General features: G+C 72.9%; 25 protein-coding genes. 7 read left to right on the forward strand and 18 right to left on the reverse strand.

Features of this window, described 5'->3' with window-relative positions:
• Positions 1-8: 8 nt before the first annotated feature.
• Positions 9-965: a DUF4349 domain-containing protein gene (locus tag ABZ919_RS04035; protein ID WP_361242460.1), complete on the reverse strand. Its 957-nt coding sequence runs from the start codon at positions 963-965 to the stop codon at positions 9-11.
• Positions 966-1,127: 162 nt separating this feature from the next.
• On the opposite strand from ABZ919_RS04035, the gene hemG reads away from it, so the two are divergent.
• Complete coding sequence (gene hemG / locus ABZ919_RS04040) at positions 1,128-2,582, forward strand: protoporphyrinogen oxidase (RefSeq protein WP_361242463.1); 1,455 nt, start codon at positions 1,128-1,130, stop codon at positions 2,580-2,582.
• Positions 2,583-2,587: 5 nt separating this feature from the next.
• The gene (gene hemQ / locus ABZ919_RS04045) at positions 2,588-3,319 is read left to right on the forward strand and encodes a hydrogen peroxide-dependent heme synthase (RefSeq protein WP_361242466.1); all 732 of its coding nucleotides are present in this window, start codon (positions 2,588-2,590) and stop codon (positions 3,317-3,319) included.
• On the opposite strand, the gene ABZ919_RS04050 is transcribed toward hemQ, so the two are convergent.
• The 4 genes from ABZ919_RS04050 to ABZ919_RS04065 form a co-directional block, all read right to left on the reverse strand.
• Positions 3,316-4,962, reverse strand: a complete 1,647-nt coding sequence (locus tag ABZ919_RS04050) for an alpha/beta hydrolase (RefSeq protein ID WP_361242469.1) — start codon at positions 4,960-4,962, stop codon at positions 3,316-3,318. The two genes, hemQ and ABZ919_RS04050, sit on opposite strands and share 4 nt — an antisense overlap.
• A gap of 158 nt (positions 4,963-5,120) precedes the next feature.
• A complete protein-coding gene (locus ABZ919_RS04055; RefSeq protein ID WP_361242472.1) occupies positions 5,121-5,900 on the reverse strand; it encodes a TIGR04222 domain-containing membrane protein in 780 nt (259 codons plus the stop codon).
• A gap of 97 nt (positions 5,901-5,997) precedes the next feature.
• Entirely contained in the window at positions 5,998-6,762 is a 765-nt protein-coding gene (locus tag ABZ919_RS04060) for a DUF4142 domain-containing protein (RefSeq protein ID WP_361242475.1), read from the reverse strand.
• Positions 6,763-6,963: 201 nt separating this feature from the next.
• Positions 6,964-8,292 carry a DUF692 domain-containing protein gene (locus ABZ919_RS04065; RefSeq protein WP_361242478.1) on the reverse strand — a complete coding sequence of 443 codons (1,329 nt, stop codon included), beginning with the start codon at positions 8,290-8,292 and terminating at the stop codon, positions 6,964-6,966.
• Positions 8,293-8,633: 341 nt separating this feature from the next.
• Between ABZ919_RS04065 and ABZ919_RS04070 the strand changes: the two genes are divergently transcribed.
• Complete coding sequence (locus ABZ919_RS04070) at positions 8,634-8,885, forward strand: hypothetical protein (RefSeq protein WP_361242481.1); 252 nt, start codon at positions 8,634-8,636, stop codon at positions 8,883-8,885.
• Positions 8,886-8,909: 24 nt separating this feature from the next.
• Here ABZ919_RS04070 and ABZ919_RS04075 read toward each other — a convergent pair whose 3' ends face one another.
• Entirely contained in the window at positions 8,910-9,626 is a 717-nt protein-coding gene (locus ABZ919_RS04075; protein WP_361242484.1) for an aminoacyl-tRNA hydrolase, read from the reverse strand.
• Between the two features lie 225 nt (positions 9,627-9,851).
• On the reverse strand, positions 9,852-10,250 hold the full coding sequence (locus tag ABZ919_RS04080) for a VOC family protein (protein WP_361242487.1): 399 nt from the start codon (positions 10,248-10,250) through the stop codon (positions 9,852-9,854).
• Positions 10,251-10,343: 93 nt separating this feature from the next.
• Between ABZ919_RS04080 and ABZ919_RS04085 the strand changes: the two genes are divergently transcribed.
• Positions 10,344-11,333: a YafY family protein gene (locus ABZ919_RS04085; protein ID WP_361242490.1), complete on the forward strand. Its 990-nt coding sequence runs from the start codon at positions 10,344-10,346 to the stop codon at positions 11,331-11,333.
• Positions 11,334-11,599: 266 nt separating this feature from the next.
• On the opposite strand, the gene ABZ919_RS04090 is transcribed toward ABZ919_RS04085, so the two are convergent.
• The 11 genes from ABZ919_RS04090 to zapE all read right to left on the reverse strand — a co-directional run bounded on the left by ABZ919_RS04090 (position 11,600) and on the right by zapE (position 21,603).
• Positions 11,600-11,776, reverse strand: coding sequence for a hypothetical protein (locus ABZ919_RS04090; protein ID WP_361242493.1), 177 nt, complete (start codon positions 11,774-11,776; stop codon positions 11,600-11,602).
• Between the two features lie 338 nt (positions 11,777-12,114).
• Positions 12,115-12,969 (reverse strand): polysaccharide deacetylase family protein, encoded by an 855-nt coding sequence (locus ABZ919_RS04095; RefSeq protein ID WP_361242496.1) that lies wholly within the window; start codon positions 12,967-12,969, stop codon positions 12,115-12,117.
• 119 nt (positions 12,970-13,088) lie between these two features.
• Entirely contained in the window at positions 13,089-14,615 is a 1,527-nt protein-coding gene (locus tag ABZ919_RS04100) for an FAD-dependent oxidoreductase (RefSeq protein WP_361242499.1), read from the reverse strand.
• Between the two features lie 231 nt (positions 14,616-14,846).
• Positions 14,847-15,128: a hypothetical protein gene (locus ABZ919_RS04105; RefSeq protein WP_361242502.1), complete on the reverse strand. Its 282-nt coding sequence runs from the start codon at positions 15,126-15,128 to the stop codon at positions 14,847-14,849.
• 185 nt (positions 15,129-15,313) lie between these two features.
• Complete coding sequence (locus ABZ919_RS04110; protein ID WP_361242505.1) at positions 15,314-16,171, reverse strand: PPK2 family polyphosphate kinase; 858 nt, start codon at positions 16,169-16,171, stop codon at positions 15,314-15,316.
• Positions 16,172-16,306: 135 nt separating this feature from the next.
• Positions 16,307-16,858: a YbhB/YbcL family Raf kinase inhibitor-like protein gene (locus ABZ919_RS04115; protein ID WP_361242507.1), complete on the reverse strand. Its 552-nt coding sequence runs from the start codon at positions 16,856-16,858 to the stop codon at positions 16,307-16,309.
• A gap of 10 nt (positions 16,859-16,868) precedes the next feature.
• Entirely contained in the window at positions 16,869-17,669 is an 801-nt protein-coding gene (locus ABZ919_RS04120) for a slipin family protein (protein ID WP_361242510.1), read from the reverse strand.
• Positions 17,670-17,791: 122 nt separating this feature from the next.
• Positions 17,792-19,285: a SulP family inorganic anion transporter gene (locus ABZ919_RS04125; RefSeq protein WP_361242513.1), complete on the reverse strand. Its 1,494-nt coding sequence runs from the start codon at positions 19,283-19,285 to the stop codon at positions 17,792-17,794.
• Positions 19,282-19,860, reverse strand: a complete 579-nt coding sequence (locus ABZ919_RS04130; RefSeq protein ID WP_361242516.1) for a carbonic anhydrase — start codon at positions 19,858-19,860, stop codon at positions 19,282-19,284. Before ABZ919_RS04130 ends, ABZ919_RS04125 begins: the two co-directional genes overlap by 4 nt.
• 79 nt (positions 19,861-19,939) lie before the next feature.
• On the reverse strand, positions 19,940-20,335 hold the full coding sequence (locus ABZ919_RS04135) for a hypothetical protein (protein WP_361242519.1): 396 nt from the start codon (positions 20,333-20,335) through the stop codon (positions 19,940-19,942).
• A gap of 164 nt (positions 20,336-20,499) precedes the next feature.
• Positions 20,500-21,603, reverse strand: a complete 1,104-nt coding sequence (gene zapE, locus ABZ919_RS04140; RefSeq protein ID WP_361242522.1) for a cell division protein ZapE — start codon at positions 21,601-21,603, stop codon at positions 20,500-20,502.
• A gap of 37 nt (positions 21,604-21,640) precedes the next feature.
• Between zapE and ABZ919_RS04145 the strand changes: the two genes are divergently transcribed.
• From ABZ919_RS04145 to ABZ919_RS04155, 3 genes are all read left to right on the forward strand, one after another.
• Positions 21,641-22,504, forward strand: a complete 864-nt coding sequence (locus ABZ919_RS04145) for a pyrimidine reductase family protein (RefSeq protein WP_361242525.1) — start codon at positions 21,641-21,643, stop codon at positions 22,502-22,504.
• A 131-nt stretch (positions 22,505-22,635) separates the two neighbouring features.
• Complete coding sequence (locus ABZ919_RS04150; protein ID WP_361242528.1) at positions 22,636-23,109, forward strand: indole-3-glycerol phosphate synthase; 474 nt, start codon at positions 22,636-22,638, stop codon at positions 23,107-23,109.
• Between the two features lie 102 nt (positions 23,110-23,211).
• Positions 23,212-24,107 (forward strand): hypothetical protein (locus ABZ919_RS04155; protein ID WP_361242531.1); only part of this gene is annotated, 896 nt, incomplete at its 3' end.

Below are 24,107 nucleotides of genomic sequence, written 5' to 3' on the forward strand. Positions count from 1 at the left end.
AGGGCGGGTCAGTCCCGCTCGGGCCGCTCGCCGGTGGACTCCGGCGCGGGGCGCGCCGACGGCAGCGGGCCCAGCGCGGTCATCGCGGGCGCGGGCTCCCGGCGCCGCGGCAGCCGCGGCCGTACGACCCGCAGCCACAGCAGCGTCAGCAGGGCCGCGGAGGCCGCGAACGGCAGGGCCGCGCCGAGCGCGAGGACGATCCAGCGCAGCACGGTGACGAACACGTGCCATCCGCCCGACAGCGCGTCCACGACACCGGGGGAGTGGTGGCCGGTGGCCTTCTTCACCGGCGTCTCGGACAGCGACAGGGTGATGGTGGCCAGGCTCGTGCGGTCCTTCAGGGACGCCTGCCGGGACAGCAGCGCCTCCAGGTCGGCCTGACGGCTGCTCAACTCTCCCTCCAGCGAGACGACATCGCTCAGCCCGGTCGCCCGGTCCATCAGCGCGCGGATCCGGTCCACGCTCGCCCGCTGCGACTTGACGCGGCCGGCCACGTCCACGACCTGGTCGGTGACGTCCACGGCCCTGGCCGTGCGGTCGATCAGCCTGCCTGTGCCCTGGAGTTCGGCGAGGACCGTCTCGTACCTGCCGGACGGGACGCGCAGCACCACCCGGGTGTGCTCGTGGCCACCGGAGACCCGGCTCGTGTTCTCCTCGCCGACGTAACCGCCCGCGCCCTCGGCGGCGGCCCGCGCCCGGTCCAGGGCCTCGGGCACGCTCTTCACCTGGACGGTGAGGGAGGCGGTCCGGACGATCGCGTCCTGGGTGAGCGGGGACTTCGTGGGGGCCGGCGCGGTGCCGCCGGCCCGGTCCGGCCCGGCGGTCATGCCGGCGCCGTTCGCCGCGGACTTCGCCGAGGCGCCGCCGCCCGAGTCGTCCGCACCGCACCCGGCGAGCGCGAGGGCGGCGGCGAGCAGGATCGCGGACAGGGAGCGGACGGATGGTGCGGGACGTGGTGTGCGCATGGGCGGATCCCCCCGGGAGGGCTGTGGCCGGTGCCGGTCCTTCGACGGCGGGCCGGGCGGAAACGTTTGGCCGCATCCGGTCCCGATGAGGTCACGGTCCGGACTCGGCCCGGCCTCCGGCGGCGGGCGGGAGTGTCAGTGGGGGTCTGAGAGAGTGGGGGCATGAGCGCAACGGGTACGCGTACGGGACATGTCGTCGTCATCGGAGCCGGTATCGCCGGGCTGGCCGCCGCCCACAGGCTGCTCGGACGCGCCGCGCGCGTGACCGTACTGGAGGCCGCGGACCGCGTCGGCGGCAAGCTGCTGCCCGGTGAGATCGCGGGCGTACGCGTCGACCTGGGCGCCGAGTCGATGCTCGCCCGCCGCCCCGAGGCGGTGAACCTCGCCCGCGAAGTGGGCCTGGCCGAGCGGCTCCAGCCCCCGGCCACCGCCACCGCCTCGATCTGGACCCGCGGTGCCCTGCGCCCCATGCCCAAGGGCCATGTGATGGGCGTGCCCGGCACCGCCGCCGCGCTCACCGGCGTACTGTCCGACGAGGGCCTCGCCCGCATCGAGCGCGACGCCGACCTGCCGCGCACCGAGATCGGCGAGGACGTGGCCGTGGGGGAGTTCGTCGCCGCCCGGCTCGGCCGCGAGGTCGTCGACCGCCTGGTGGAGCCCCTGCTCGGCGGGGTGTACGCGGGCGACGCGTACCGGATCTCGATGCGCTCGGCGGTCCCGCAGCTCTTCCAGGCCGCCCGCACCCACGCCTCCCTCACCGAGGGCGTCCGGGAGATCCAGGCCAGGGCGGCGGCGCAGCAGCAGACCGGTCCCGTCTTCATGGGCATCGAGGGCGGCGTCGGCACCCTGCCGCTCGCGGTCGCCGGATCCGTCCGGGCGCGCGGCGGCGAGATCCTGACCGGCACGCCGGTCACCGCGCTGCGCCGGGAGGCACCCGGCGGCTGGCGGATCACCGCCGGTGAGCGCGTGCTGCACGCCGACGCCGTGATCGTCGCCGTGCCCGCCCCGGCCGCCGCGCGGCTGCTGCGCGCCGAGTCCCCGGAGGCCGCGGCCGAGCTGGCCGCCGTGGAGTACGCCTCGATGGCGCTGGTCACCCTCGCCTACCGCCGCGCCGGCCTGAGCCTCCCGGCGGGCAGCGGCTTCCTGGTCCCGCCCGTCGACGGCCGCACCATCAAGGCGTCCACGTTCGCCTCGCACAAGTGGGGCTGGATCTCCGAGGAGGACCCGGACGTGCTCGTGCTGCGCACCTCCGTGGGCCGCCACGGGGAGACCGAGATCCTCCAGCGGGACGACGCGGCCCTGGTCGAGGTCTCCCGGCACGACCTGCGGGAAGCCACCGGCCTGGACGCCGTGCCCCTGCGGACCCGGGTCACCCGCTGGACCGACGGCCTGCCGCAGTACCCGGTCGGGCATCACGCGCGGGTGGCCCGCATCCGCGAGCACGTCGCCAAGCTGCCGGGCCTCGCGGTCTGCGGCGCGCAGTACGACGGCGTCGGCATCCCGGCGTGCATCGCGAGCGCCTACGCGGCGGCCGACCAGCTCCGCGGCGACCTGAGCGGAATCCGGGAGCTTACGGCCAACCCGGTGCAGAGCCTGCACGGCGGAGCGGGAGAATAGGGACCATGAGTGACGACGCCCCCACCACCGAGTCCGGCAGGATCCCGAACAAGGGCAAGCTGGCCAAGGACCTCAACGAGGTCATCCGCTACACCCTGTGGTCGGTCTTCAGGCTGAAGGACGTGCTGCCGGAGGACCGCGCGGGTTACGCCGACGAGGTCCAGGAGCTGTTCGACCAGCTCGCCGCCAAGGACGTGACGATCCGCGGCACCTACGACCTCTCCGGCCTGCGCGCCGACGCCGACCTCATGATCTGGTGGCACGCCGAGACCAGCGACCAGCTCCAGGAGGCGTACAACCTCTTCCGCCGCACCAGGCTGGGCCGCGCGCTGGAGCCGGTGTGGTCGAACATGGCGCTGCACCGCCCGGCCGAGTTCAACCGCTCGCACATCCCGGCGTTCCTCGCCGACGAGACGCCCCGCGACTACGTGAGCGTCTACCCGTTCGTGCGGTCCTACGACTGGTACCTGCTGCCCGACGAGGACCGCCGCCGCATGCTCGCCGACCACGGCAAGATGGCCCGCGGCTACCCGGACGTGCGCGCCAACACGGTCGCCTCGTTCTCCCTCGGTGACTACGAGTGGATCCTGGCCTTCGAGGCCGACGAGCTGTACCGCATCGTCGACCTCATGCGCCACCTGCGCGGCTCGGAGGCCCGCAGGCACGTCCGCGAGGAGGTCCCGTTCTTCACGGGCCGCCGCAAGGACATCGCGGACCTGGTGGCGGGGCTGGCCTAGACGCGCCGACCGGCCCTGCCCCTGGGGACGTTCCGCCGGGACTTCTTGGCCGGCTCCCCTGCCTTCGGCGACAGGTGCGGCGCGCACGATGCGCGCCGCACGGGAACACGCCCCTGCAGCAGGTAGGCCTCCAGATAGCCGTTGACGCACTGGTTGGCGCCGCCCCCGATGCCGTGCGTGCCCGCGTCCCGCTCGGTCACCAGCACCGACCCGGCCAGCCGCCGGTTCATCTCCAGGGCACCCGGGTACGGCGTCGCCGCGTCCCGCTCGGCCGCGAGGATCAGCACCGCCGGCAGTTCGCCCGGCCCGGTCCGCACGTCCAGCGGCCGCTGCCGGGGAGCCGGCCAGTAGGCGCACGGCAGGTTCAGCCAGGCGTTGTCCCAGGTCTCGAACGGCGCCACCCGGGCCAGCCGGGTGTTGTCGCGGTCCCAGACCTTCCAGTCCGTCGGCCAGGACGCGTCGTTGCACTCCACGGCCGTGTAGACCGCGCTGCCGTTCTCCGCCTCGGCGGCCGTCCGCGCGCTCGGCGCGGCCAGCCGGACCAGCGGCTTCGGATCGCCGTGCAGGTAGGCCGACAGGGCCTCCGCCCGGCTCGGCCAGAAGTCGTCGTAGTACCCGGCCATCAGAAAGGCGTTCTGCAACTGGCCGGGACCGACCTTGCCGCCCGCCGCCCTCCCGGCCAGCCGCTGCCGCGCGGTCTCGTAGCTGCGCTGCACCTTCCCGGCGGTGTCACCGAGCTTGTAGACGTCGTCGTGGCGGGCGACCCAGCCGCGGAAATCCGCCCAGCGGCCCTCGAACGCGGCCGACTGGTCGAGGTTGTCGCGGTACCAGATCTTGTCCGGGGCCGGGTCCACCGCCGAGTCCAGCACCATGCGCCGTACGTGCGAGGGGAACATCGCCGCGTACAGCGCGCCGAAGTACGTGCCGTACGACGCCCCCATGAACGTCAGCCGGTCCTCGCCCAGTGCCGCGCGCAGCACGTCCAGGTCGCGGGCGTTGTTCAGCGAGGTGTAGTGCCGCAGCGTGCCGCCGGAGCGCTCGGCGCAGCCGCGCGCGTACGCCTTGGCCTGCGCGATGCGCTGCCGCTTGTACGCCTCCGACGGGTGCGCCGGTGACGCGGTGGGCGCCTTGACGTAGCGCTTCGGGTCCTCGCAGGACAGGGGCGCCGAGCGGCCGACGCCGCGCGGGGCGTAGCCGACCAGGTCGTAGGCGGCGGCGATGCGCTGCCACTGCGGGGCCACGCCGATCAGCGGGAAGGACATGCTGGACGCGCCGGGACCGCCCGGATTGAAGACGAGGGCGCCCTGCCGGCGTACCTTGCGCTTGCTGTTGTGCGGGTCCCTGTGCGTCGCGGCGATCCGGCTGACGGTCAGCTTGATCTGCTTGCCGTCCGGGTGGGTGTAGTCGAGCGGAACGGTCACCGTGCCGCAGCGCAGGTTGCCCGGCGCGTGCGGCACATCGGCGGAGGAACACGCGCCGAAGTCGATGCCGGCCGCCCGGGCACGGGCCACGGCCACCTCGGTCCCGCGCAGCTCGGCCGCGCCGGGCAGTCCGCCCGTGGCCGGCGCGCCGCCGGCCGGGACGGCGGCCAGTGTGGTCACGAGCAAGGACCCGGCGGCCGAGTACAGGGCGGCAGCTCTCATCGCGTATCCCTTCGGTGCAGCGGCGGCGATGGCTCGGCTGCCACGCCCCGGCGACAACAAAAGGGATATTTCGTTCGGCTGAGGGTGAAGGCAAGCACCACCCGGCCGGTGTCGGCCCCAATGCCCCCTATGCGCCCCCGAAGACGGTCTGGACGCCCTCACTCCCGCCAGGGCTGGTCGCGGTGCGTGAAGGCGGCGCGCAGCTGCGGCTCCCCGATCGCGCGGATGCCGCGTACGGCGACCGAGGTCAGGAACGACCGTTCGTCACCGGCGGGCCTGCGCACCAGGGCGCCGAGCAGCCGCTGCCCGGCCGGGGAGGCCCAGCGCGAGTACGGATGCACCTCGAAGCGGGCGATGGCCAGGCAGCTGAGCGACAGCGTGAGGGGCAGGGCGAACCACAGGCCGACCAGGAGCCGCGGCGTCCCGGTATGGACCGGCAGCAGCAGCGCGGTCACCCCGAGCACCGCCACCACCGACGCCGCCGCGCGTACCTGGCGCACGGCGGAACCCACGGTCGCACCGGCGCCGTCCGGGACGGCGAGACCGGCGCGCACCAGCCGGTCGGCGAGCCGCCGTACGGCCTCGGCGCCCGCCGCGCGTGCCCGCACGGGTGCGATGCGCGACTGGCCTGCCGGCCCTATGGCGCCTATGACGGACTGCTCCATCTCGTCACGCCCCGCGGGGTCCACCACCGTGGCCCAGCCGGTGTGCGCGAGCAGCAGGCGCCGCTGGCGCGCCATGGAGACCATGGTCACATCGGCGACCCGGGCGGGGCCGCCGCAGAGGAAGGCCGCCTCGTACAGCGTCAGATCGTGCTCCCGTTCCGCCGTCGTGGCTTCCGTGTCCAAGGCTGCGGCGCGGACGGCCGCCAGGCACAGCCGGGTGCACGCCGTACCGGCGAAAGCCCAGGCCAGGAGGAGGAGAAGGACCCAGAACATGACGTGTTTCTATGCCAGAGGCCTGGGTTGGCGCCATGCCTTGTTCACCATCCGGACACAGTGTTGCCGGTCTGTGACGTTCCGTTTCGCGCCCAGGTCAGGGGCTGCTCGGCGGCGGGCTGGTGGTGGCGGGCGGCAGGGAGTACGACTCGCCCGCAGAGGGTGCGACCGGCTCGGCGGCGCCGGGGTCGACCATGGGCGGGGACGGCACGGGAGTGGGGGAGGCGGCCAGATCGCGCGCGAGGGCGGCGAAGTCGACGTACCCCGTCGCCTCCAGGGCCTTGATGTGGTCCAGGAAGGTCGCGTTCGCGTCGTCGGCCAGATCGCGGACCAGGGAGTTCTGCGTGGCGGCCCGTACCTGCCCGACCAGCGCGAACACCCGGCCGTGGGCGAGCCGGAGGATCTCGGTGAACTGGCGGTCGAAGTCCTGCCCCTGTGCCGCCTTCAGGGTGTCGAGCCACTGATTCTGCTGCGCGTTCGGCTCGTTGGGCAGCGGGACGCCGAGCTGGGTGGCCACGGTGCGGACATGGGCGTCCAGCGAGGTGTGCCCGTCGACCAGGTGCCGGCCCGCGGTGCGCACGGCGGCCGCGGTGCCCTTCTGCTCCGCCAACTCGCCGGCGGGCAGCGCCCAGAGCCCCGCCAGCCGGACCTTCGCGAGGAAGTCGCGGTCCTGCGCGGACAGGGGGCCGTACGGGGTCGTCACGGTCTGGGTGCTCAACACGGTCGCGTCGGTGGCGTCCTGGCGGTCGGCGTAGGACAGGACCGGGTAGAGCAGTGCCGCCGCGGTCGCCGCGAGGGCGGCGATGACCAGCCCGGTGCCGTTGAATATGCCTCGGCCCTTGATCGGGGGTCGGGGTCGCATGGCGCCTCCTGTAGCGCACCGCACGCGAGTGTGCATGAGGGTGGGGTGCGGGCAGGCATATTACTCGGTGAGATTCATGTCCCGGTCGGGTGCGGTGTGGTCGTCGTCCGGGTGCGGGGCGTCGTGGGGTGTCGGTGCGCGCCGGGGTCCGCGGGTGTGTCGTGGCCGGTCGCGCGGTTCCCCGGTCCCGTGGGGACGTTTTCAGACGCGGTCCCGCAGCAGGACCCTCCGCGTCACCCGCGCCACCCGTGCCACCCGCCCCCTCGGCCTCGGGGCCGGGCCCGCCCGGTCCAGCCACCACTCCCGCAGCTTCCGCCGGGCCCCGGCGTCTTCCGGTCGCCCCGTCTCCAGCAGATGCCCGGCGAAGTCGAGCGCGTCCCGCCGGTACCCCCCGCCCATCGGCCGTTCCCGCGCGTATTCCAGGAACGCCGCCCGGTACCCCTCACCGAGCAGGACCGGCAGCTCCGGCGCCACCTTCGCCACCACGTCCGCCCGTTTCGCGGCGAGAGTTCGCGCCTGCACCCCCATGCGGACCCGGTCGAATCCCTCGGGTACCGGCGTCCCGGCCACCAGCGAGGACAGGACGGCGGCCTGGGCGACTGCGAGCCGCTCCCGGGAGGCGACCGCAGGCCGTGCCAGAAGGGCGACACCCCCGCCCGCCGCCCCGCCCACGGCAACGGCCCCCGTGCCCTGGCGGGCCCGCTCGCGGCCGGCCCGCACCGCCTCCCCGATCATGGCCACCTCCCGCTCCAGCTCGGCCGGTTCGGGGAAGTTCTCGTCCCGTTCCAGCAGGACACCGGGCGGGGCGGTGCGGGAGGCGAGGTCGGTCAGGATGTCGAGCACCGGCCGCGGCACGGGGTGCGCATGGCTGTCGTGCCAGACTCCGTCGCGCTCGAAGCCGCCCGCGACATGGACGTAGGCGATCGCCTCGACGGGCAGCGCGGCCAGCGCCCGGGCCGGGTCGTCGCCCCGGTTGACGTGGTTGGTGTGCAGATTGGCCACGTCGATCAGCAGCCGTACGCCGGTGCGCTCGACCAGCTCGGACAGGAACTGTCCCTCGGTCAGCTCCTCACCCGGCCAGGAGAACAGCGCGGCGATGTTCTCCAGGGCGAGCGGCACGGGAAGGGCGTCCTGGGCGATGCGCACGTTCTCGCACAGCACGTCCAGCGCGTCCCGCGTGCGGGGTACCGGCAGCAGATGGCCGGCCTCCAGGCCCGGGGAGGCGGTGAGCGGCCCGCCCGCGCGGACGAAGGCGATGTGCTCGGTGACCAGCGGCGCGCCCAGCGCCTCGGCCCGCTCCGCGAGCGCCGTCAGCCGGACCGCGTCGGGACGGTCGGCGCCGCCCAGGCCCAGGGAGACGCCGTGCGGGACCACGCTCACCCCGCGCTCGCGCAACCGCACCAGTGATGCCGGAAGATGGCCGGGGCAGATGTTCTCCGCCACGACCTCCACCCAGTCGACGCCCGGCATGCGCTCCACGGCGTCCGCGATCTCCGGCCGCCAGCCGATCCCCGTGCCCAGTCGCCCCATGGTTCCCCCTCCTCCGAACGGCGAGCCCCTCGAGCCCTCCTTCGAATGACGGGGGTATGGCCCCGGCGGCCGGCCCCGAATCCCCCGGAGCCGGGTTCAGAGCAACATTTGAGCTTCAGCTCCCTGCCGGACACCGCCGCAAAACGTCCCCGCAGGCGCAGCGCCGCCACCAGCGGGCCGGAGTCCTCGGGTACGTCCACGGCCGGGGCGGAGGAGAAACCGGGGCCGGGCCGGCCGGGACCGTCCGGTACCTGGCGGCCCGCGGCGAGCGCGGCGACGACGACGTGTCCGGGGAGGTCCACCGCGGTGCCGAGGGCGGCGACGTCCCAGGCGTGCACCACATGGCCGACGAAGCGGAAGCCGGCGGCCCGGCCGCCCGGAACGCCGCCCAGGTTCGGCAGAACGAACTCCCGCTCCGTCACCGCCGGTCCGGCGGAGGCGGAGAGCACCGCGGCGGTCGAGCGGTGGCTCCGGGCGGGCTCGCCCAGGTCCTCCTGCTCCTTCCGCTGCGCCGGCTCCGGTCCGCCCCGCGTGCCGCGGACGACCCGCGCCCGTCGACCCGCCCGTCGACCCGCGTCGTCGGTCCCTCCTGATCGGTCCTTCCTGATCGGTCCTTCCTAGCGCAGCGCCCGATGGTCGGCGACGACCGTGCACGAGCCCGGAGCGATCTCCGTGAAGCCGGCGTCCCGTACGACCGGCAGCCCGCTGCCGGTCAGCCCTGCCCAGTCGGCGGGGTCGGCCGTCCGCACGGCCAGCGCGAAGCCCGTGTCGCGCCAGGCGGTGCGCTCCGCATCGGACAGCGCCCACCAGGCCAGCTGGGCGCCGTGCCCGGCCTGGGCCATCGCCTTCCCGGCCGACATCTCCAGCCCTGGGTTCAGCCACAGCACCGGATGGGCCGGGTCGGCGGCGGCCGGCCCCTCGGGGTCGTCCAGCTCGGTGCCGGACACCTGGAGCTTGGCCAGGTCCTTGGGCCAGCCGTCGAGTGGGACCGGCGGAAAGACCCGCACCTGTGCAGACTTGCCGGTCACCGTGATCCCGGGCAGCGCCTCGGCCCGCCGCCACTCGGCGCCCCGTGCCCGCCGGACGACCTTGCGGATCCGCGCGTCCTCCCAGTCGCGGACCGCCTCCGCCCACTCGCCGTCGCCGTGCGCCCGCTCGTCCCCGAGCAGCACGAGCACCGCCCGGGCGGCCGTCTCCAGCGCGTCCGTGCGCGCGGGCGGCGCATCCCGCTCGATCCGTACGACGAGGGGCAGCACGAACTGGGGTGCTTCGTCGCGCGGATTGCGCTCGGCCTGGAAGGGACTGTTCCCGGGGGACGGCAGACTCTGGCTCACACCAGCCAACTCTAAGGGGCGCAGGTCCGTGCCCCTTTTATGGCCCCGTCGCGGGGGCGCGGACCTCTCATGCAACGGGTGGCGACGAAATCCCCCCACTGAACAGCGGCCAACGGAGCCGTGTGCGCAGGTTCGAATCCTGCTGGTGGCGCTCCCGGACTCGGCGGCCGCGTTCACCGGGAGCCTGGGATCTCAGGGCTCCCGCGTGAGCGGCTGTGCGTGGCGTCAGCGTGCGAACTTTTCGATGGCCGCTGGGGTGACGGGGGTGAAGAAGTTGACGAGGTTGCCGTCGGGGTCGCGGAACAACAGTGACCGGTTGCCCCAGGGCATCGTGGTGGGCTCGGTGACGAAGTCGGTGACGAAGCCGGTCAGGCTCTGGTGCACGCGGTCCACGTCGTCGACGAGGAACTCGGTGATCACGCTGTGGTTGTCTGCCGGGCGGGCAGAGCCCGGGGCGAACAGCGGGACGGTGCGGGTGTCGGCGATCGCGAGGGTGGCGCCTGCGGTCCTGAGTTCGGCGAAGTCCTTGGTGGCCCACATCGCCCGCGCCCCGGTGGCGCGCTCGTAGAACTCGACGAGGCGCGCTACGTCGCTGGTGATGATGCGGATCGAGACGAAGTCCATGGGGATCTCCTTGGCCGTGCTGGAGGTGTGCACAGCGCAGGCTAGGAGAAATAGGGGACAGGATCGGTCCTGTATTCGCGTTAGGCTGCGACCATGTCTCGACCCACCGGCCGCGTGCTGACACTCCTGGAGCTGCTGCAGTCGGGCGGCACCCGGACGGTGGCCGAACTCGCCGACCGGCTCGGCGTCGAAGGGCGCACGGTGCGGCGGTACGTGGACCAGTTGATCGATTTGGACGTGCCGGTGGAATCGGTGCGCGGCCGTTACGGCGGGTACCGGCTGGCTCCCGGGTACCGCTTGCCTCCGCTCATGCTCAGCGACGACGAGGCGCTGGCCGTGCTGCTCGGCCTGGTCGCCGGTCGCCGAGCGGGGTTGACGACGATGGAGCGCACGGCGAGCGAGACGGCATCGGCGAAGATCCGGCGGGTGCTGCCCAAGCGCATCGCCCGTCGGCTCGACACACTCCTGGAAGCCCTCGCCTTCACGGATCAGCCCGGTGATTTCGACACCCCGGACGCCGAGGTCCTGCTCACCGTCGCCGATGCGGTGCGCCACCGTCGACCGGTCTCGATCCGCTACACCGACCGCGACGGACGGCGCAGCGAACGCATGCTGCACGCGTACGGGATCGTCGCCCATGCGGGCCGGTGGTACGTCACGGGCAAAGACGCCCAGATCGGCGCGGACCGAACCTTCCGGCTCGATCGCATCGCAGACGCGCGGACGCTGCCCGGCTCGTTCGAAGCGCCCGTGGGTACCGGTCCGGCGCAGCGCGTGTTGTCAGCGTTCGCCACGGCCGAGTACCGGCATGAGGTGACCTTGCGGATCCACGGGACGATGGGGCAGATCCGCGCCCATCTTCCCGCCAGCGTCGCGAGCCTGGAGGAGCACGCGCCCACGGCAGGCGAGGACCGGGCGACCGAGCGCTGGCTGCGCGTCCAGCTACGGGCGGAGCGGCTCGACTGGTTGCCTCCCGTACTCGCCTCACTCGACCGGCCGTTCGTCATCGAGCGCCCCGATGAACTGCGCGACCTCGTCATCGCGCTCGCCGATCGCCTCGCGTCCTACGCACGCCAAGCCTGACCGCGAGCAACCAATGTCATGAGACGGCACATCCAGGCGGCCCCACGCAACTCTTGACCACCTGCCGGACCGACAGGCCACCACGCCGTGGGGGGACCGGGAAACGACCGGGCCCCTGGACAGGATGCCGGGAGCCTCGGGCACGGCAGGCTGCGTTTCATTCGTACTCGCGAAGCAGATCCTCGACAGGCCGGCGCCGGACAGCAAGTCCCTCACGCCGATGAGTCGCCCACCCTCGCAGGGGGCGACTCATCACGATGCTGTGGTTACAGCGACCGCTCGATCTTCCGCTCCTCGACCTGCTCTTCCGCTTTGGTCCTCTCGTCGCGGACGGTGTACCGCGCCTGGGGCGACTCACCCTGGATACGCCGGATCTCTCCGGTGTGCTTCTGGTTGTCCTGCCCCTGGTACTCCACACGATCGCCCTTGCTGAACTGCGTCACTGTCTCCACCTTCCCAAGCTGACTGACACGGGTTCGCCCGTCTGAAGTGCGAGACCCGCCGCGCATCCGCTCTGAGCGCGGGGCGCAGTGTCATGACACCGTGACTCATGCGCCGCAGCGACCGCTGTGGGCCGAACGAGGTAAAGCGGTCCACGGGTGCCGGCTTGCACTGCTCGAAATGGCCCACCGTAGCTGACAATCGTCCGCTCACCTGCGCGTTCTCACTGCCGAGTGTCGGCGACGGCTGACTGCCGGCCGGGCGGCCCTGCTCAGGCCGCGGCCTTCGCCGTGGCCGTCCGGCTCACCGCATACCGGTCATCCCGGCTGTCCCGGCACCGTCAGCGGTGACCGCTGGTCTCGCCGATCAGGGTGGACACCTTCACGAACCGGTAGCCGCGCTTGCGCAGTTCCGGTACGACCGCGCGGACGACCCGTTCAGTGGTGGGGGCGGCGCTGCGGGTGCAGTGCATGATGACGACCGAGCCGGGCTTGACCCCGTCCAGCACCTGCCGGGTGACCGCGTCGGCGTCCGTGGCGAACGCGTCGCCGCTGACCACGTCCCACTGGATCGCGGTCAACCCGAGCCCGCTCAGCGCGCGCAGTGCCTTCCGGTCGTAACAGCCGCCGGGGAAGCGGAAGTAGGGCAGTGCGTGCGACACGCCCGCCTTGTGCAGGGAGGCGTACGCCCGCTCCACGTCCGACCGCATCTTGCCGGCGCCGACAGCGGGCAGGCCGTAGCAGTGGTCGGTGAACGCGTAGTGGCTGTAGGAGTGGTTGGCGACCTCGAACTGGGGGTCGTGCCCCAGGCTGCGGGCCTCGACCGGGTACTCGTCGGCCCAGCGGCCGGTCATGAAAATCGTCGCCGGCACCTTCAGTTCGTGCAGGGCGCCGATGAGGTCCGGGTTGTCGAAGTGCTCGCCGGCGGCGGCGCGCGGTCCTTCGGCGGCGGTCATGTCGGCGTCGAAGGTCAGCGCGACGGTCTTGCCCAGGGTGCGCGGGCCGTGCTCGAAGACCGGGGTCAGACCCTCAGGACCCGGGGCCAGTACGGGCGGACGCGGAGCGGACGGAGAGGCGGAGACGGGGGATTTGGCCGGGGCCTGACGGGCACCGCCCGTGTGGCCCGCGCTACCACAGGCGGCGAGAGCCGCGCTCAGGGCGCAGACAGCGGTGATTCGGCGTACTCGTGGGGTCACTGTATGAACGTAGGACTGGATGACCGCTTGTATGCCGATATGCCCGGTGGCGCGGCGATACGGTCACCCGCGCGGCGGCCGACCCGGGGAGCGCGGCCGCGATCGGCCTTCGCACAGCCTCACAGGTCCCGCTGCTCCAGCGGCCGGACCGCCGGTCCCTGGATCACCGTGCCGTCGACGGCGAAGCGGGAGCCGTGGCAGGGGCACTCCCAGGCACGTTCGGCCCGGTTGAAGGAGACCAGACAGCCCAGGTGGGTGCAGCGGGCCGAGACCGCGTGCAGGGCGCCCTCCTCGTCCCGGTGCACCGCGACCCGGCCGCCGTCGGCCCGGACCACCGCGCCGTCGCCGGGTGCCAGGTCGTCCACCGAGGCCGGCGGTTTCAGCCGGTCGCCGACGAAGTGCCGGGCCACCTCCGCCTGCGCCTTCAGCAACGACGTCGCCTCGCGCACCACCGGCTTCAGCCGTCGTGGGTCGTACAGTTCGCGCCAGGCGCAGTCCCGGCCGGTGATCAGGGAGGTCAGCAGCAGCCCGGCCATGAGTCCGCCGCTCAGTCCCCAGCCGCCGAACCCGGTGGCGACGTAGGTGTGCCGGGCGGCCGGGTGGAAGGGGCCGACCAGCGGCACCGTGTCGGTGGAGTCGTTGTCCTGGGTGGCCCAGGCATGGTCCAGGGTCACACCGGGGAAGTGCTCCTCGGCCCAGGCCGCGAGGTCGTCGAATCCGGCCCGCACATCGCCGGTGCCGGGCGTGAAGTGTTCCCCGGTGACCACCAGGAGCCGTTGTCCGTCCGTTCCCAACGGTGCGGTGCGCACCGAGCGGGTGTTCTCCTCGGGTGTGATGTACATGCCGTCGATGTCGGGGTGTCCGTCGCCCAGGGGCCCCGCGACGACCAGCTCGCGGCGCGGGGAGAGCCGGGCGAACAGCAGCGCCCGGTCGAACACCGGGTAGTGGGTGGCGATCACGACGTCCCGGGCGGTGACCGTGTGGCCCGCCTCGGTCGTCAGGCGGCACGGCTCCCCGCCCTCCTGCAGTCCGACCACCCGGGTCCGCTCGTACACCTGGCCGCCGCGCGCGACGAGATCGTCGGTGATCGCCCGCAGGTACTTGACCGGGTGGAACTGGGCCTGTCCGGTCACCCGGACCGCGCCCGCCACCGGGAACGGCAGCCCGGTCTCCGTCGTGAACGCCGCCGGCAGCCCCGCCTCCCGCGCCGCCTTCGCCTCCGCCCGCATCTCGTCCACGCGCGAGGGGTCCCGCACGTACGTGTACGCGTCCCGGGTCTCCCACTCGCAGTCGATGCCCAGTTCCTCGACCAGTGCCGCCGCGTGCGCGATCGCCTCCGACTGCGAGCGGGCGTACAGCCGTGCCCCCTCCGGGCCGCGGGTGCGCCGCAGCCGGTCGTAGACGAGGGTGTGCTGGGCGGTCAGTTTGGCGGTCGTGTAGCCGGTGACCCCGGCCGCCGCCCGCGCGGCCTCGAGCACCGCCACCCGCAGCCCGGCGCGGGCCAGCTCGTGCGCGGTGCTCAGCCCGGCGATGCCGGCGCCGACGACGGCCACGTCGACGTCGAGGTCCTCGCCCAGCGTGGGGTGAGCCGGCCCCGGAGCGGTGCGGAGCCAGTACGAGTCGGTGACCTTCCGCTGCTTCTGCATGGCCGCCGGGTACCCGGCTTCGGCCCGCTCAGCGGTCGTTCCCCAGCTGCCCGGTCCGCTTGCGCGCGCACGCGGGTGGGCGCGGCGACCTCACGCGCGCGTCCGGGTGTCTCCGCGGAGCGTGCCCGCGGGCACGTGAGGTCGCCGCACGTTCCCATGCCGGCGGTGGCGGGCCCGGCCCACCGGTTGCCAGGCCGCCTCTCCGCCGGCATGGGGTTCTGGTCGGGCTTCTTACCAGGCCTTGTTGTTGCAGCCCATGGTCGAGCCGATGTGGGTGGCCTGGGCACCCGGGTTGCCCTCGCCGTTGAGCCCGTTGCCCAGCAGGCCGTTGAGGATCCCGACTTCACCCAGGACGTCGAGGTTCAGGTCGTGGTCCTTGCACTGGGAGCTCTGCAGGACGTGGTTGCCCCCGTGGTCTTCCCCGTGCCCGCCGGCGTACGCGGTGCCGGTGGACAGGAAACCGACGCTGCCGAGAGCCGCGACCAGGACGGCGGCCTTGTGAAGTCTGCGCATGTCATCTCCATGGGTGTGAGTGTGCGGATGCGGTCCGTAACGGGTTGACCGCTTACAGTCACGGAGATTAGTATGTAAATATCCCATTTCGGGTGGCGACGCGCCGGTTTCCATGATCTCGTGGCGTGCGCGGAGTCATCACGGCACGGCGCTCACGTCACACCGCTCATGCCATAGCGCTCACCTCACGCGCCCCGCAGCAGCCGCTCCCTGCACTCCGCCACGTCGAAGTCCCCCTCCGGATAGCGCGGGTCCAGTTCCTCCAGGTGCTCCAGCAGCAGGCGGCTGATCGCCCAGTTCCGGTACCACTTGAGGTCCGCCGGGACCACGTACCAGGGTGCGTACGGCGCCGCGCAGCGCTCCAGGGCCAGCTGGTACGCCTCTTGGTAGGCGGGCCACAGGGCGCGCTCGTCGAGGTCGCCGGCATCGAACTTCCAGTGCTTGTCCGGGCGGTCGAGGCGGCGCAGCAGCCGGCGCCGCTGCTCCTCGGAGGAGATGTGGAGGAAGCACTTGACGACGGTCACGCCGTCCTCGGCGAGCCGGCGCTCGAAGTCGTTGATCAGACCGTAGCGGCTGCCGATCTCGGCGGGCCTGGCCAGATGCCGGACGCGGGCGATGAGGACGTCCTCGTAGTGCGAGCGGTCGAAGATGCCGATCTCGCCGGGCCGGGGCAGCGCGGCGCGCACCCGCCACAGGAAGTCGTGCTGCCGCTCCTCCTCGGTCGGCGCCTTGAACGCCCGGATCCGGCAGCCGGACGGGTTGAGCTGGCCGATGACGTGCTTGACCGTGCCGCCCTTGCCGCTGGTGTCCATGCCCTGGAGCACCAGCAGGACCCGCCGCCGGTCCTCCGCCGTGCTCGCGGCCCACAAGCGCTCCTGCAGCACGGCCAGCTGCTTACCGGTGCGCGCGGTGTCCTCGCGGGCCGCCCTCTTCCCGCCCGGGGCACCGGGCGTGGCCCGGGTGTCGTACGCGGCCAGGTCGACCGGCTCGCCCGGCGGGAGCCGCAGCAGCTCCCGGAGATCCTTCGCACCCTTCTTCGCCACCGCTGCCCTTCCCTTCGAGTCCTTCACACCTGTGCAAGGGCGCGCGCCTCCGCAGGGGCGCGGGGAACCGGGCCACCCGCCACGGCGGCGCCGCGGACGGACGACGGCCCCTCGGGGCACTGTCCGCGCGCCGCCCTATCCGCGCCCGTACCGGCCCGTCAACGTGCCCATGGCGACCGTGTGCCCCGAAAGTGCCCGCAGCAGATCGGAGGCGGTGGACCCTGCGGCGAGCGACAACCGGCGATCGGCGGCGTAGACCGTCAGGACATAGCGGTGCGGCCGGTCCCGGCGCGGCGGGCACGGTCCGCCGTACCCGGGCCTGCCGAAGTCGTTGCGGCCCTCTGCCGAACCGTGCGGACGCTCCCCGGCGGACAGGTGCCGGGTGCGCGGGTCGATGTCCCACATCAGCCAGTGCGTGAACGTGCCGTGCGGGGCGTCGGTGTCCCGCAGCAGCAGGGCGAGCGTGGCCGCGTGCGCCGGTACGCCGCTCAGGGCCAGCGGAGGGGAGACGTCGGCGCCGTCGCACGTATGCCGCCGCGGGATGGAGCCGCCGTCGGCATAGGCCTCGCTGGTGACGGTCAGCCGCCGTACGGCGGTGGGGGACGGGGCCGAGGTCGTACGGCCGCCGTCCCCGCACCCCGCCACGACGGCGAGTGCGGCCACGGCGCACACCATGCTCCAGCGCATGCACGGCACGCTAGCCGGAGCGGAGCTCTCCGTCACCGTTCGACGCGGGCTGCTGGTTGCCCCTTTCCAGGAAGTGCAGCAGCTCCACCGGGATGGGCAGGACCAGCGTGGAGTTCTTCTCGGCGGACACCGCCATCACCGTCTGGAGCAGCCGCAGCTGGAGGGCCGCGGGGGTGCCGGACATCTGCTGGGCGGCCTCGGCCAGCTTCTTGGAAGCCTGCAGCTCGGCGTCCGCGTTGATGATCCGGGCCCGGCGTTCCCGGTCGGCCTCGGCCTGGCGGGCCATCGAGCGCTTCATCGTGTCGGGCAGGGAGACGTCCTTGATCTCCACCCGGTCGACCTGGATGCCCCAGCCGACGGCCGGGCTGTCGATCATCAGCTCCAGGCCCTGGTTGAGCTTCTCGCGGTTGGAGAGGAGATCGTCCAGGTCGCTCTTGCCGATGATCGACCGCAGGGACGTCTGCGCCATCTGCGACACCGCGAACTTGTAGTCCTCGACCTTCACCAGTGCGCTCGCCGCGTCGATCACCTTGAAGTAGACCACCGCGTCCACGCGGACGGTGACGTTGTCGCGGGTGATGCCCTCCTGGGCGGGGATCGGCAGCGTCACGATCTGCATGTTGACCTTCTGCAGCCGGTCCACCACCGGCACGATCAGCGTCAGGCCCGGCGGCCGTACTTCACCGGCGAGGCGTCCGAGCCGGAAGAGCACGCCTCGCTCGTACTGCTTGACCACCCGGGCAGCCATCGCCAGGTACACCAGACCGGCGCACCCCGCTCCGGCGATCGCTCCCAGCAGTTCCTGGACCATGATGACCTCCTCACCGAGAGGCCTTGCTTTGTCCGCTGCTGTAACGATATGCCACTTCCGGCCGAACGGAGCGGGGGGATACCAGGGGGCTCAGCCCCCTGGCACCGCCACCGCGGGCGACCTCAGCCCACCGGCGCCGACAGCTTCACCGGTTCCGTCCCCACCGCGCTGTGCCGCTCGGCCCAGCTCGCCAGGGCCGTACGGCAGGCGTGGTCCAGATGGTGCAGGCCGGACAGGTCCAGGCGGACCGGGCGGTCCCGGGGCAGCGACTCCAGGCCGTCCAGGATCTTCGGCAGCCGCAGGAAGGTCGCATTGCCCGAGAGGCGGGCGTCGACCGGGCCCGCACCCTTGTCGACGACCTCCAGCCTGATGTACGAGGCCTGCCAGGCGGCCTTGGCCACCGCCAGCCCCAGCCCGATCAGCACGCCCTCGAACATGCTGACCGCCACGATCGAAACCGCGGTCACGGCCAGGATCAGCGCCTCCCCCCGGTGCTCGCGCCACAGCACGGCGAGTGCCCGGACCGGGACCAGCTTGGCACCCGAGTGGATCAGGATGCCCGCGAGCGCCGGGATCGGGAGATGGGCGAGCGCGCCCGGCAGCAGCGCGGCGAACAGCAGCAGCCACACCCCGTGCAGCACGCGGGAGGTCTTCGTACGGGCGCCCGCCTGCACATTGGCCGCGCTGCGCACGATCACCGCGGTCATCGGCAGCGCGCCGAGCAGCCCGCACACCGTGTTGCCGGCGCCCTGGGCGACCAGTTCCCTGTCGTACTCGGTGCGCGGCCCCGGATGCAGCCGGTCCACGGCCGCCGCGCTGAACAGCGACTCGGCCGACGCGATCAGCGTGAAGGCGATCACCGTGCCGAGCAGCCCGACACTCGCCAACTCACCGAACGCGCTGATCGGCGGCGGCTGCACCGAGCCCAGCAAGCCCCGCACCTCGACCGTGGACACCGGCAGGTCCAGCGCGGACGCGGCCACCGTGGCCAGGCCGACCGCGGCCAGCGGGCCGGGCAGCGTACGCACCCTCGCCGGTGCGTGCTTCCACAGCAGCAGCACCGCGATGGTGCCGGCGCACACCGCGAGCGACGCCGTCGCCCTGCCGTCGCCCAGGGCGTCCAGGAACGCCCCGGGCAGTCCCGCGATCTTGCGCAGACCGGAGGTGGGTGCCTCGGCCGCCAGTGCCGGATACAACTGCCCGGCGATCAGCACCAGTCCGATGCCGGCCAGCATGCCCTCGACGACGGAGACCGAGATGGCGCGGAAGCAGCGGCCCAGTCTCAGCAGGCCCATGCCCATCTGGAGGAGACCGGTGGCCAGCACGATCACGCCGAGCGCCGGCAGCCCGAACTCCTCGACCGCCTCGAGGACGAGCACGGTCAGACCGGCCGCCGGGCCCGACACCTGCAGGCTACTGCCGCGCATCAGCCCGGTCACGAGGCCGCCCACGATGCCGGTGACCAGGCCGAGTTCGGCCGGGACCCCGGAGGCCACGGCCACACCCACGCACAGCGGCAGCGCGACGAGGAAGACGACGAGGGACGCGGCGAAGTCCTGCTCGAGGTGCGGGAGGCGGGATATGAGCGTGGCCCGGTCGCTCGTCGGCGCGCTCACAGTGCCTCGAAGGTGTCGGTCTGCGGGCGGTGCGCCTTCACGGCGCCGGTGTGCACCTCGTAGTACCAGGCGTGCAGACCGAGTTGACCGTCCGCCAGCCGCCGCTCGACGCACGGGTACGAGCGCAGCCGCAGCAACTGGGTCAGGACGTGGGCCTGCACGCCCTCGGCGACCTCCGGATCCTCGGCCCGGCCGGCCGGTCGCGGAGTGGCGTGCGCCAGCCAGTCGCGCACGGCGGGTACGGCGGTCAGGTCGTCGCCGCGCACCAGCGCGCCGACGGCACCGCAGTGCGAGTGACCGCAGACGACGATGTCGCGGACGGCGAGCACCTCCACGGCGTACTCGATGGTGGCGGCCTCGCTCGTGGGGTGCTGCGAGGTGTGGGGCGGGACGATGTTGCCCGCGGTGCGCAGCTCGAAGAGCTCGCCGGGGCGGGCGCCCGTGATCAGGGCCGGGACGACCCGGGAATCGGAGCAGGTGATGAACAGCACCTGCGGGGACTGGCCTTCGGCGAGCCCGGCGAACTCCTCAGGGCGCTGTCCGAAGGTACGGGCGTTGTCGATGAGGGGCTGCATGTGTGTGAGTTCCTCCTGGCGCGCCTGCACGGGCGCGTCGGACTTGAACGACAGGTGTGGGGGGAGCGGCGGGCACCGGTCAGCAGCGGAAGACCTGCAGGGCCGCCGGGGTGTGGGCTGCGGAGGGTCTCGAGGCGTGCTGGACCGGGACGCCGGGGGCGCTCGGTGCGTCGGCACCGGCGGCCCGGCCGGCTATGAGGGGGTGCTCCTGTGCGCAGCAGGCGGACGAGCAGCGCTGCCGCTCGCGCAGGTGCGGGATGCCCACGGGGTCGCCCGGGCAGCCCGGAACGCGCAGCGAGCCCACCCCGTCGCGCACCGGCCCGGCCGGGGAGGTGATTCCGGTCTCGGCTTTGGCCTGTGCCTGACCGAGCGTGTGCGCGGATGCGAAGGGTCCGGCGGGAGTGAAGAGCTGGAACCCCAGCAGCGCCACGGCGAGGACGGCGAACAGGGCCCGGGCCGTCGTACCTCGGAACATGCGCCCCCTTCCGCCGCATCACGTCTCTTGCCCGGACCAAGTCTTGGTCAATGGACGGTCAAGAAACAAGTTAACCCTGCAAAGTCCTTTGCAGGGTCAACTGCGCGTCACAAGCGCAAGAGAGCGTGAAAAGTGCCGGTCGTGTGGCGCGATCCGGCTCTTGACTACGAGCCGACGAGCCCCTTGGCGTCGCGGGCGAGCGCGGTGAGGCGGGAAATCGCGCGGAAGTACTTCTTGCGGTAGCCGCCGTTCAGCATCTCCTCGCTGAACAGCCCGTCGAACGGCCGGCCCGAGGCCAGTACCGGGACCTCGCGGTCGTAGAGCCGGTCCGCGAGCACCACGAGGCGCAGCGCCGTCGACTGGTCCGGCACCGGCCGCACATCGGTGAGGCACACCGCCTTCACCCCGTCGGTCAGCGCGCCGTACCGGCTCGGGTGCACCTTGGCCAGGTGCTCCAGCAGATGCGGGAAGTCGTCCAGCGAGGCGCCCGGGGTGGCGTACGCCGCCTTCGTCACCTCTTCGTCGGTGAACGGCTTCGGCGCCTCGGGCAGGCCGCGGTGGCGGTAGTCCTCGCCGTCGATGCGCAGGGCGCGGAAGTGGGCGGACAGGCCCTGGATCTCGCGCAGGAAGTCGGCGGCGGCGAACCGGCCCTCACCCAGCTTGCCCGGCAGCGTGTTGGAGGTGGCGGCGAGCGCCACACCCGCGTCGACCAGCTTGCCGAGCAGGGTCGACACGAGGACCGTGTCGCCCGGGTCGTCCAGTTCGAACTCGTCGATGCACAGCAGACGGTGACCGGACAGGGTCTGCACGGTCTGCTGGAAGCCGAGGGCACCGACCAGGTTCGTCAGCTCGACGAAGGTGCCGAACGCCTTGAGCGCGGGCTCGGCGGGGGTGGCGTGCCACAGGGAGGCGAGCAGGTGGGTCTTGCCCACGCCGTAACCGCCGTCCAGATAGACCCCGCGCGGGCCGGCCGGGGCCTTGGGCGCCTTGGCCCTGCCGAAGCCGAAGAAGCCGCGCCGGCCGGCGCCGGAGGCGTGCGCCCCGCCGAGCCCGCCCGCGAAGTCCTCGAGTACCCGCACGGCGTCGCTCTGGCTGGGCTGGTTCGGGTCGGGTATGTACGTCGCGAAGCGGACCGAGTCGAAGCGCGGCGGCGGCACCATCTCGGCGACCAGCCGGTCCGCCGGGACGTGCGGCTCGCGGGCGCACAGGGACAGGGGGCCCGCGTCGGTCAGGGAGCTGGAACCGGGGGCTGCGGTGGAGGACGACACGGTTACCCATGCTAAGCGCCGTGTCACACTGCACGACATGCGACGCCTGTTCCCTGTGACCGACGAAACAGCAGCCCAGGCCTCCGGCGGGGCCACCGAGTGGGAGGGGTCGAGCGGGGTCTGCGGGACTCGGGCGGCCCATGTGCCCGCAGGCGCGACCGCCCTCGTCGACCGTGAGTGGAGTCTCGCCGAGCTCGCCACCGCCTACGCCTACCCGGAACCGGTGCCCGGCGCCCCGCGGCCGTGGCTGCGCGCCAACATGGTCTCCACGCTCGACGGCGCCGCTCAGCACGAGGGTCGCTCCCAGCCCATCTCCAGCGCCGCCGACATGCGGATCTTCGGCACGCTGCGGGCGCTCGCCGACGTGGTCGTGGTGGGCGCGGAAACGGTACGCCAGGAGGGGTACCGCCCCGCACGCGCGCGTGCCGATTTCGCCGAGGCCCGCAGGGCCGCCGGACAGGGCCCGGCCCCGGCGATCGCGGTCGTCACCGCGAGCCTGGACCTGGACTTCTCGCTCCCGCTGTTCACCTCGCCCCTGGTGCCCACGCTGGTGCTGACCGGAGCCGCGGCCGCCCCCGAGCGGGTCGCCGCCGCCGAGAAGGCCGGCGCCAAGGTGGTCGTCGCCGGTGAGGGCACGGGCGTCGACCCCACGCGCGCGGTGCGTGCCCTGGCAGACCTCGGACACACCCGGCTGCTCACCGAGGGCGGCCCCCGGCTGCTCGGCCAGCTGGTCGCCGCCGAGGTGCTGGACGAACTCTGTCTCACTCTCTCGCCCATGCTCACGGCGGGTGACGCACAGCGCATCGCCGGGGGGCCGGCGGTCGCCGTGCCGCACCGGTTCGAACTCGCGTCGCTCCTCGAGGACGCCGGATTTCTGTTCGGCCGTTACCGTCGGTCCTGAGATCGGCGGAATGTGCCGCTCCGTTTAGCTTCCGGAGGGCAGACTTAGTCCCGGTACTACCCGTGCGATCACGGGGCAGGATGGTTTCCGCAGGGGCTATTTCCGGGCCCACGGAGGAGAAGAGGCGTTTGGTGTTCACAAGCGTTCTGATGATCGAGAAGGCTTTGACGTCCGCCGACGTGGAGTTCGTCACCACCTTGCACGGAGACGAGCCGGTGGCCTTCCAGGTACTTCTCCAGCCGCGCGGTGACCAGGCCGACCGCCTGCTGCGGGCCATCGACGACATCGCGCTCGGCGAACTCGACGAGGCGGTCCGCGAAGGCGAGACCCCGGAGGGTGACGAGGCGAAGAGCGTCGGACAGCGGGCCCTCGACGTGTCCGTGCAGGCGTTGCACGCCGCGGGGAGCCCGGCGGAGGGACGCCTGGTCGAGGACCACCCGCTGGATGCGCTGAAGGCCCTGGTCGGCGAGGTGGCCGCGGACGAGGTGATCGTGCTCACCGACCCCCACTATGTGGAGGAGTTCTTCCACCGGGACTGGGCTTCCCGGGCCCGGCACAGGGTGGGGGTTCCGGTGCTGAAGCTGTTCTCGCACAGCAAGGCGTAGCGCCCGCACCGCGCCCTGGCCCGCGTCCTCGTTCCGCCCGGTTCCCTCGGCTCACCCCTGCCGGGTGAAGGCAGGGCGCGGCCCGGATGGTGTGATGCCCGCATGAGCGGGACCGGGGACCGGCCGGTCGCGCCGGCGCCGAAGGGCGGGTCCGGTGCGGACGGCATCGAACGGGCCGTCGTCACGGGCGTCGCACGCGTGGTCGTGGGCCTCGCCGACATGGCCGCGCAGACGGTCTGCGCGGCGCGCCCGTGGCCGCCGCCCCGATCCGGCAGGTCGGCGTCCGTACCGGACGCGGTGTTCGGGCTCGCTCTCGCGGTCCAGCGGCGATCGGTGTCCGCCGCCTTCGGCACGGCCGACCGGGCCGGGCGCTGGGCGCGCGCCGCGGCCCGGGTGTTCGTGCCACCGGCCGTGCTGGGCACGGTGGACCGCCGGATTCGCGCCTGGGGCGCGCGGGGAGCGCTGGAACGCGCCGGGGCCCGCGAGGCGGCCCGGTCCTTCGCTCGGACGCTCGTCCGGGCCCTGACGGCGGCCGTCGTGGACGAGATCGACTTCGACGCCGTGGCCGACCGGCTGGACGTCGACCGCGTGGCCGGGCGCATCGACCTGGACGCGCTGCTGGCGCGGGTGGACCTGGACGCGGTCCTGGCCCGGATCGACCTGGACGCGGTCCTGGCCCGGGTGGACCTTGACGCGGTCCTGGCCCGTGTGGACCTTGACGCGGTCCTCGCCCGGGTGGACGTGGACGCGGTGGCGGACCGCGTGGACGTGGACCGGATCGTCCGGCGCATCGACCTGGAGGGGCTGTCGGCGCGGGTGGACCTGGACGCGCTGCTGGCGCGGGTGGACCTGGACGCGGTCCTGGCCCGGATCGACCTGGACGCGGTCCTGGCCCGCGTAGACCTGGACGCCGTCCTCGCCCGGATCGACGCGGACGCCGTCCTGGCCCGTACCGATCCGGACGCGTTTCTCGACCGTGTCGACCTGGACGCGGTCGT

This window comes from Streptomyces sp. NPDC046759 (assembly GCF_040645475.1).
Lineage (GTDB): Bacteria > Actinomycetota > Actinomycetes > Streptomycetales > Streptomycetaceae > Streptomyces.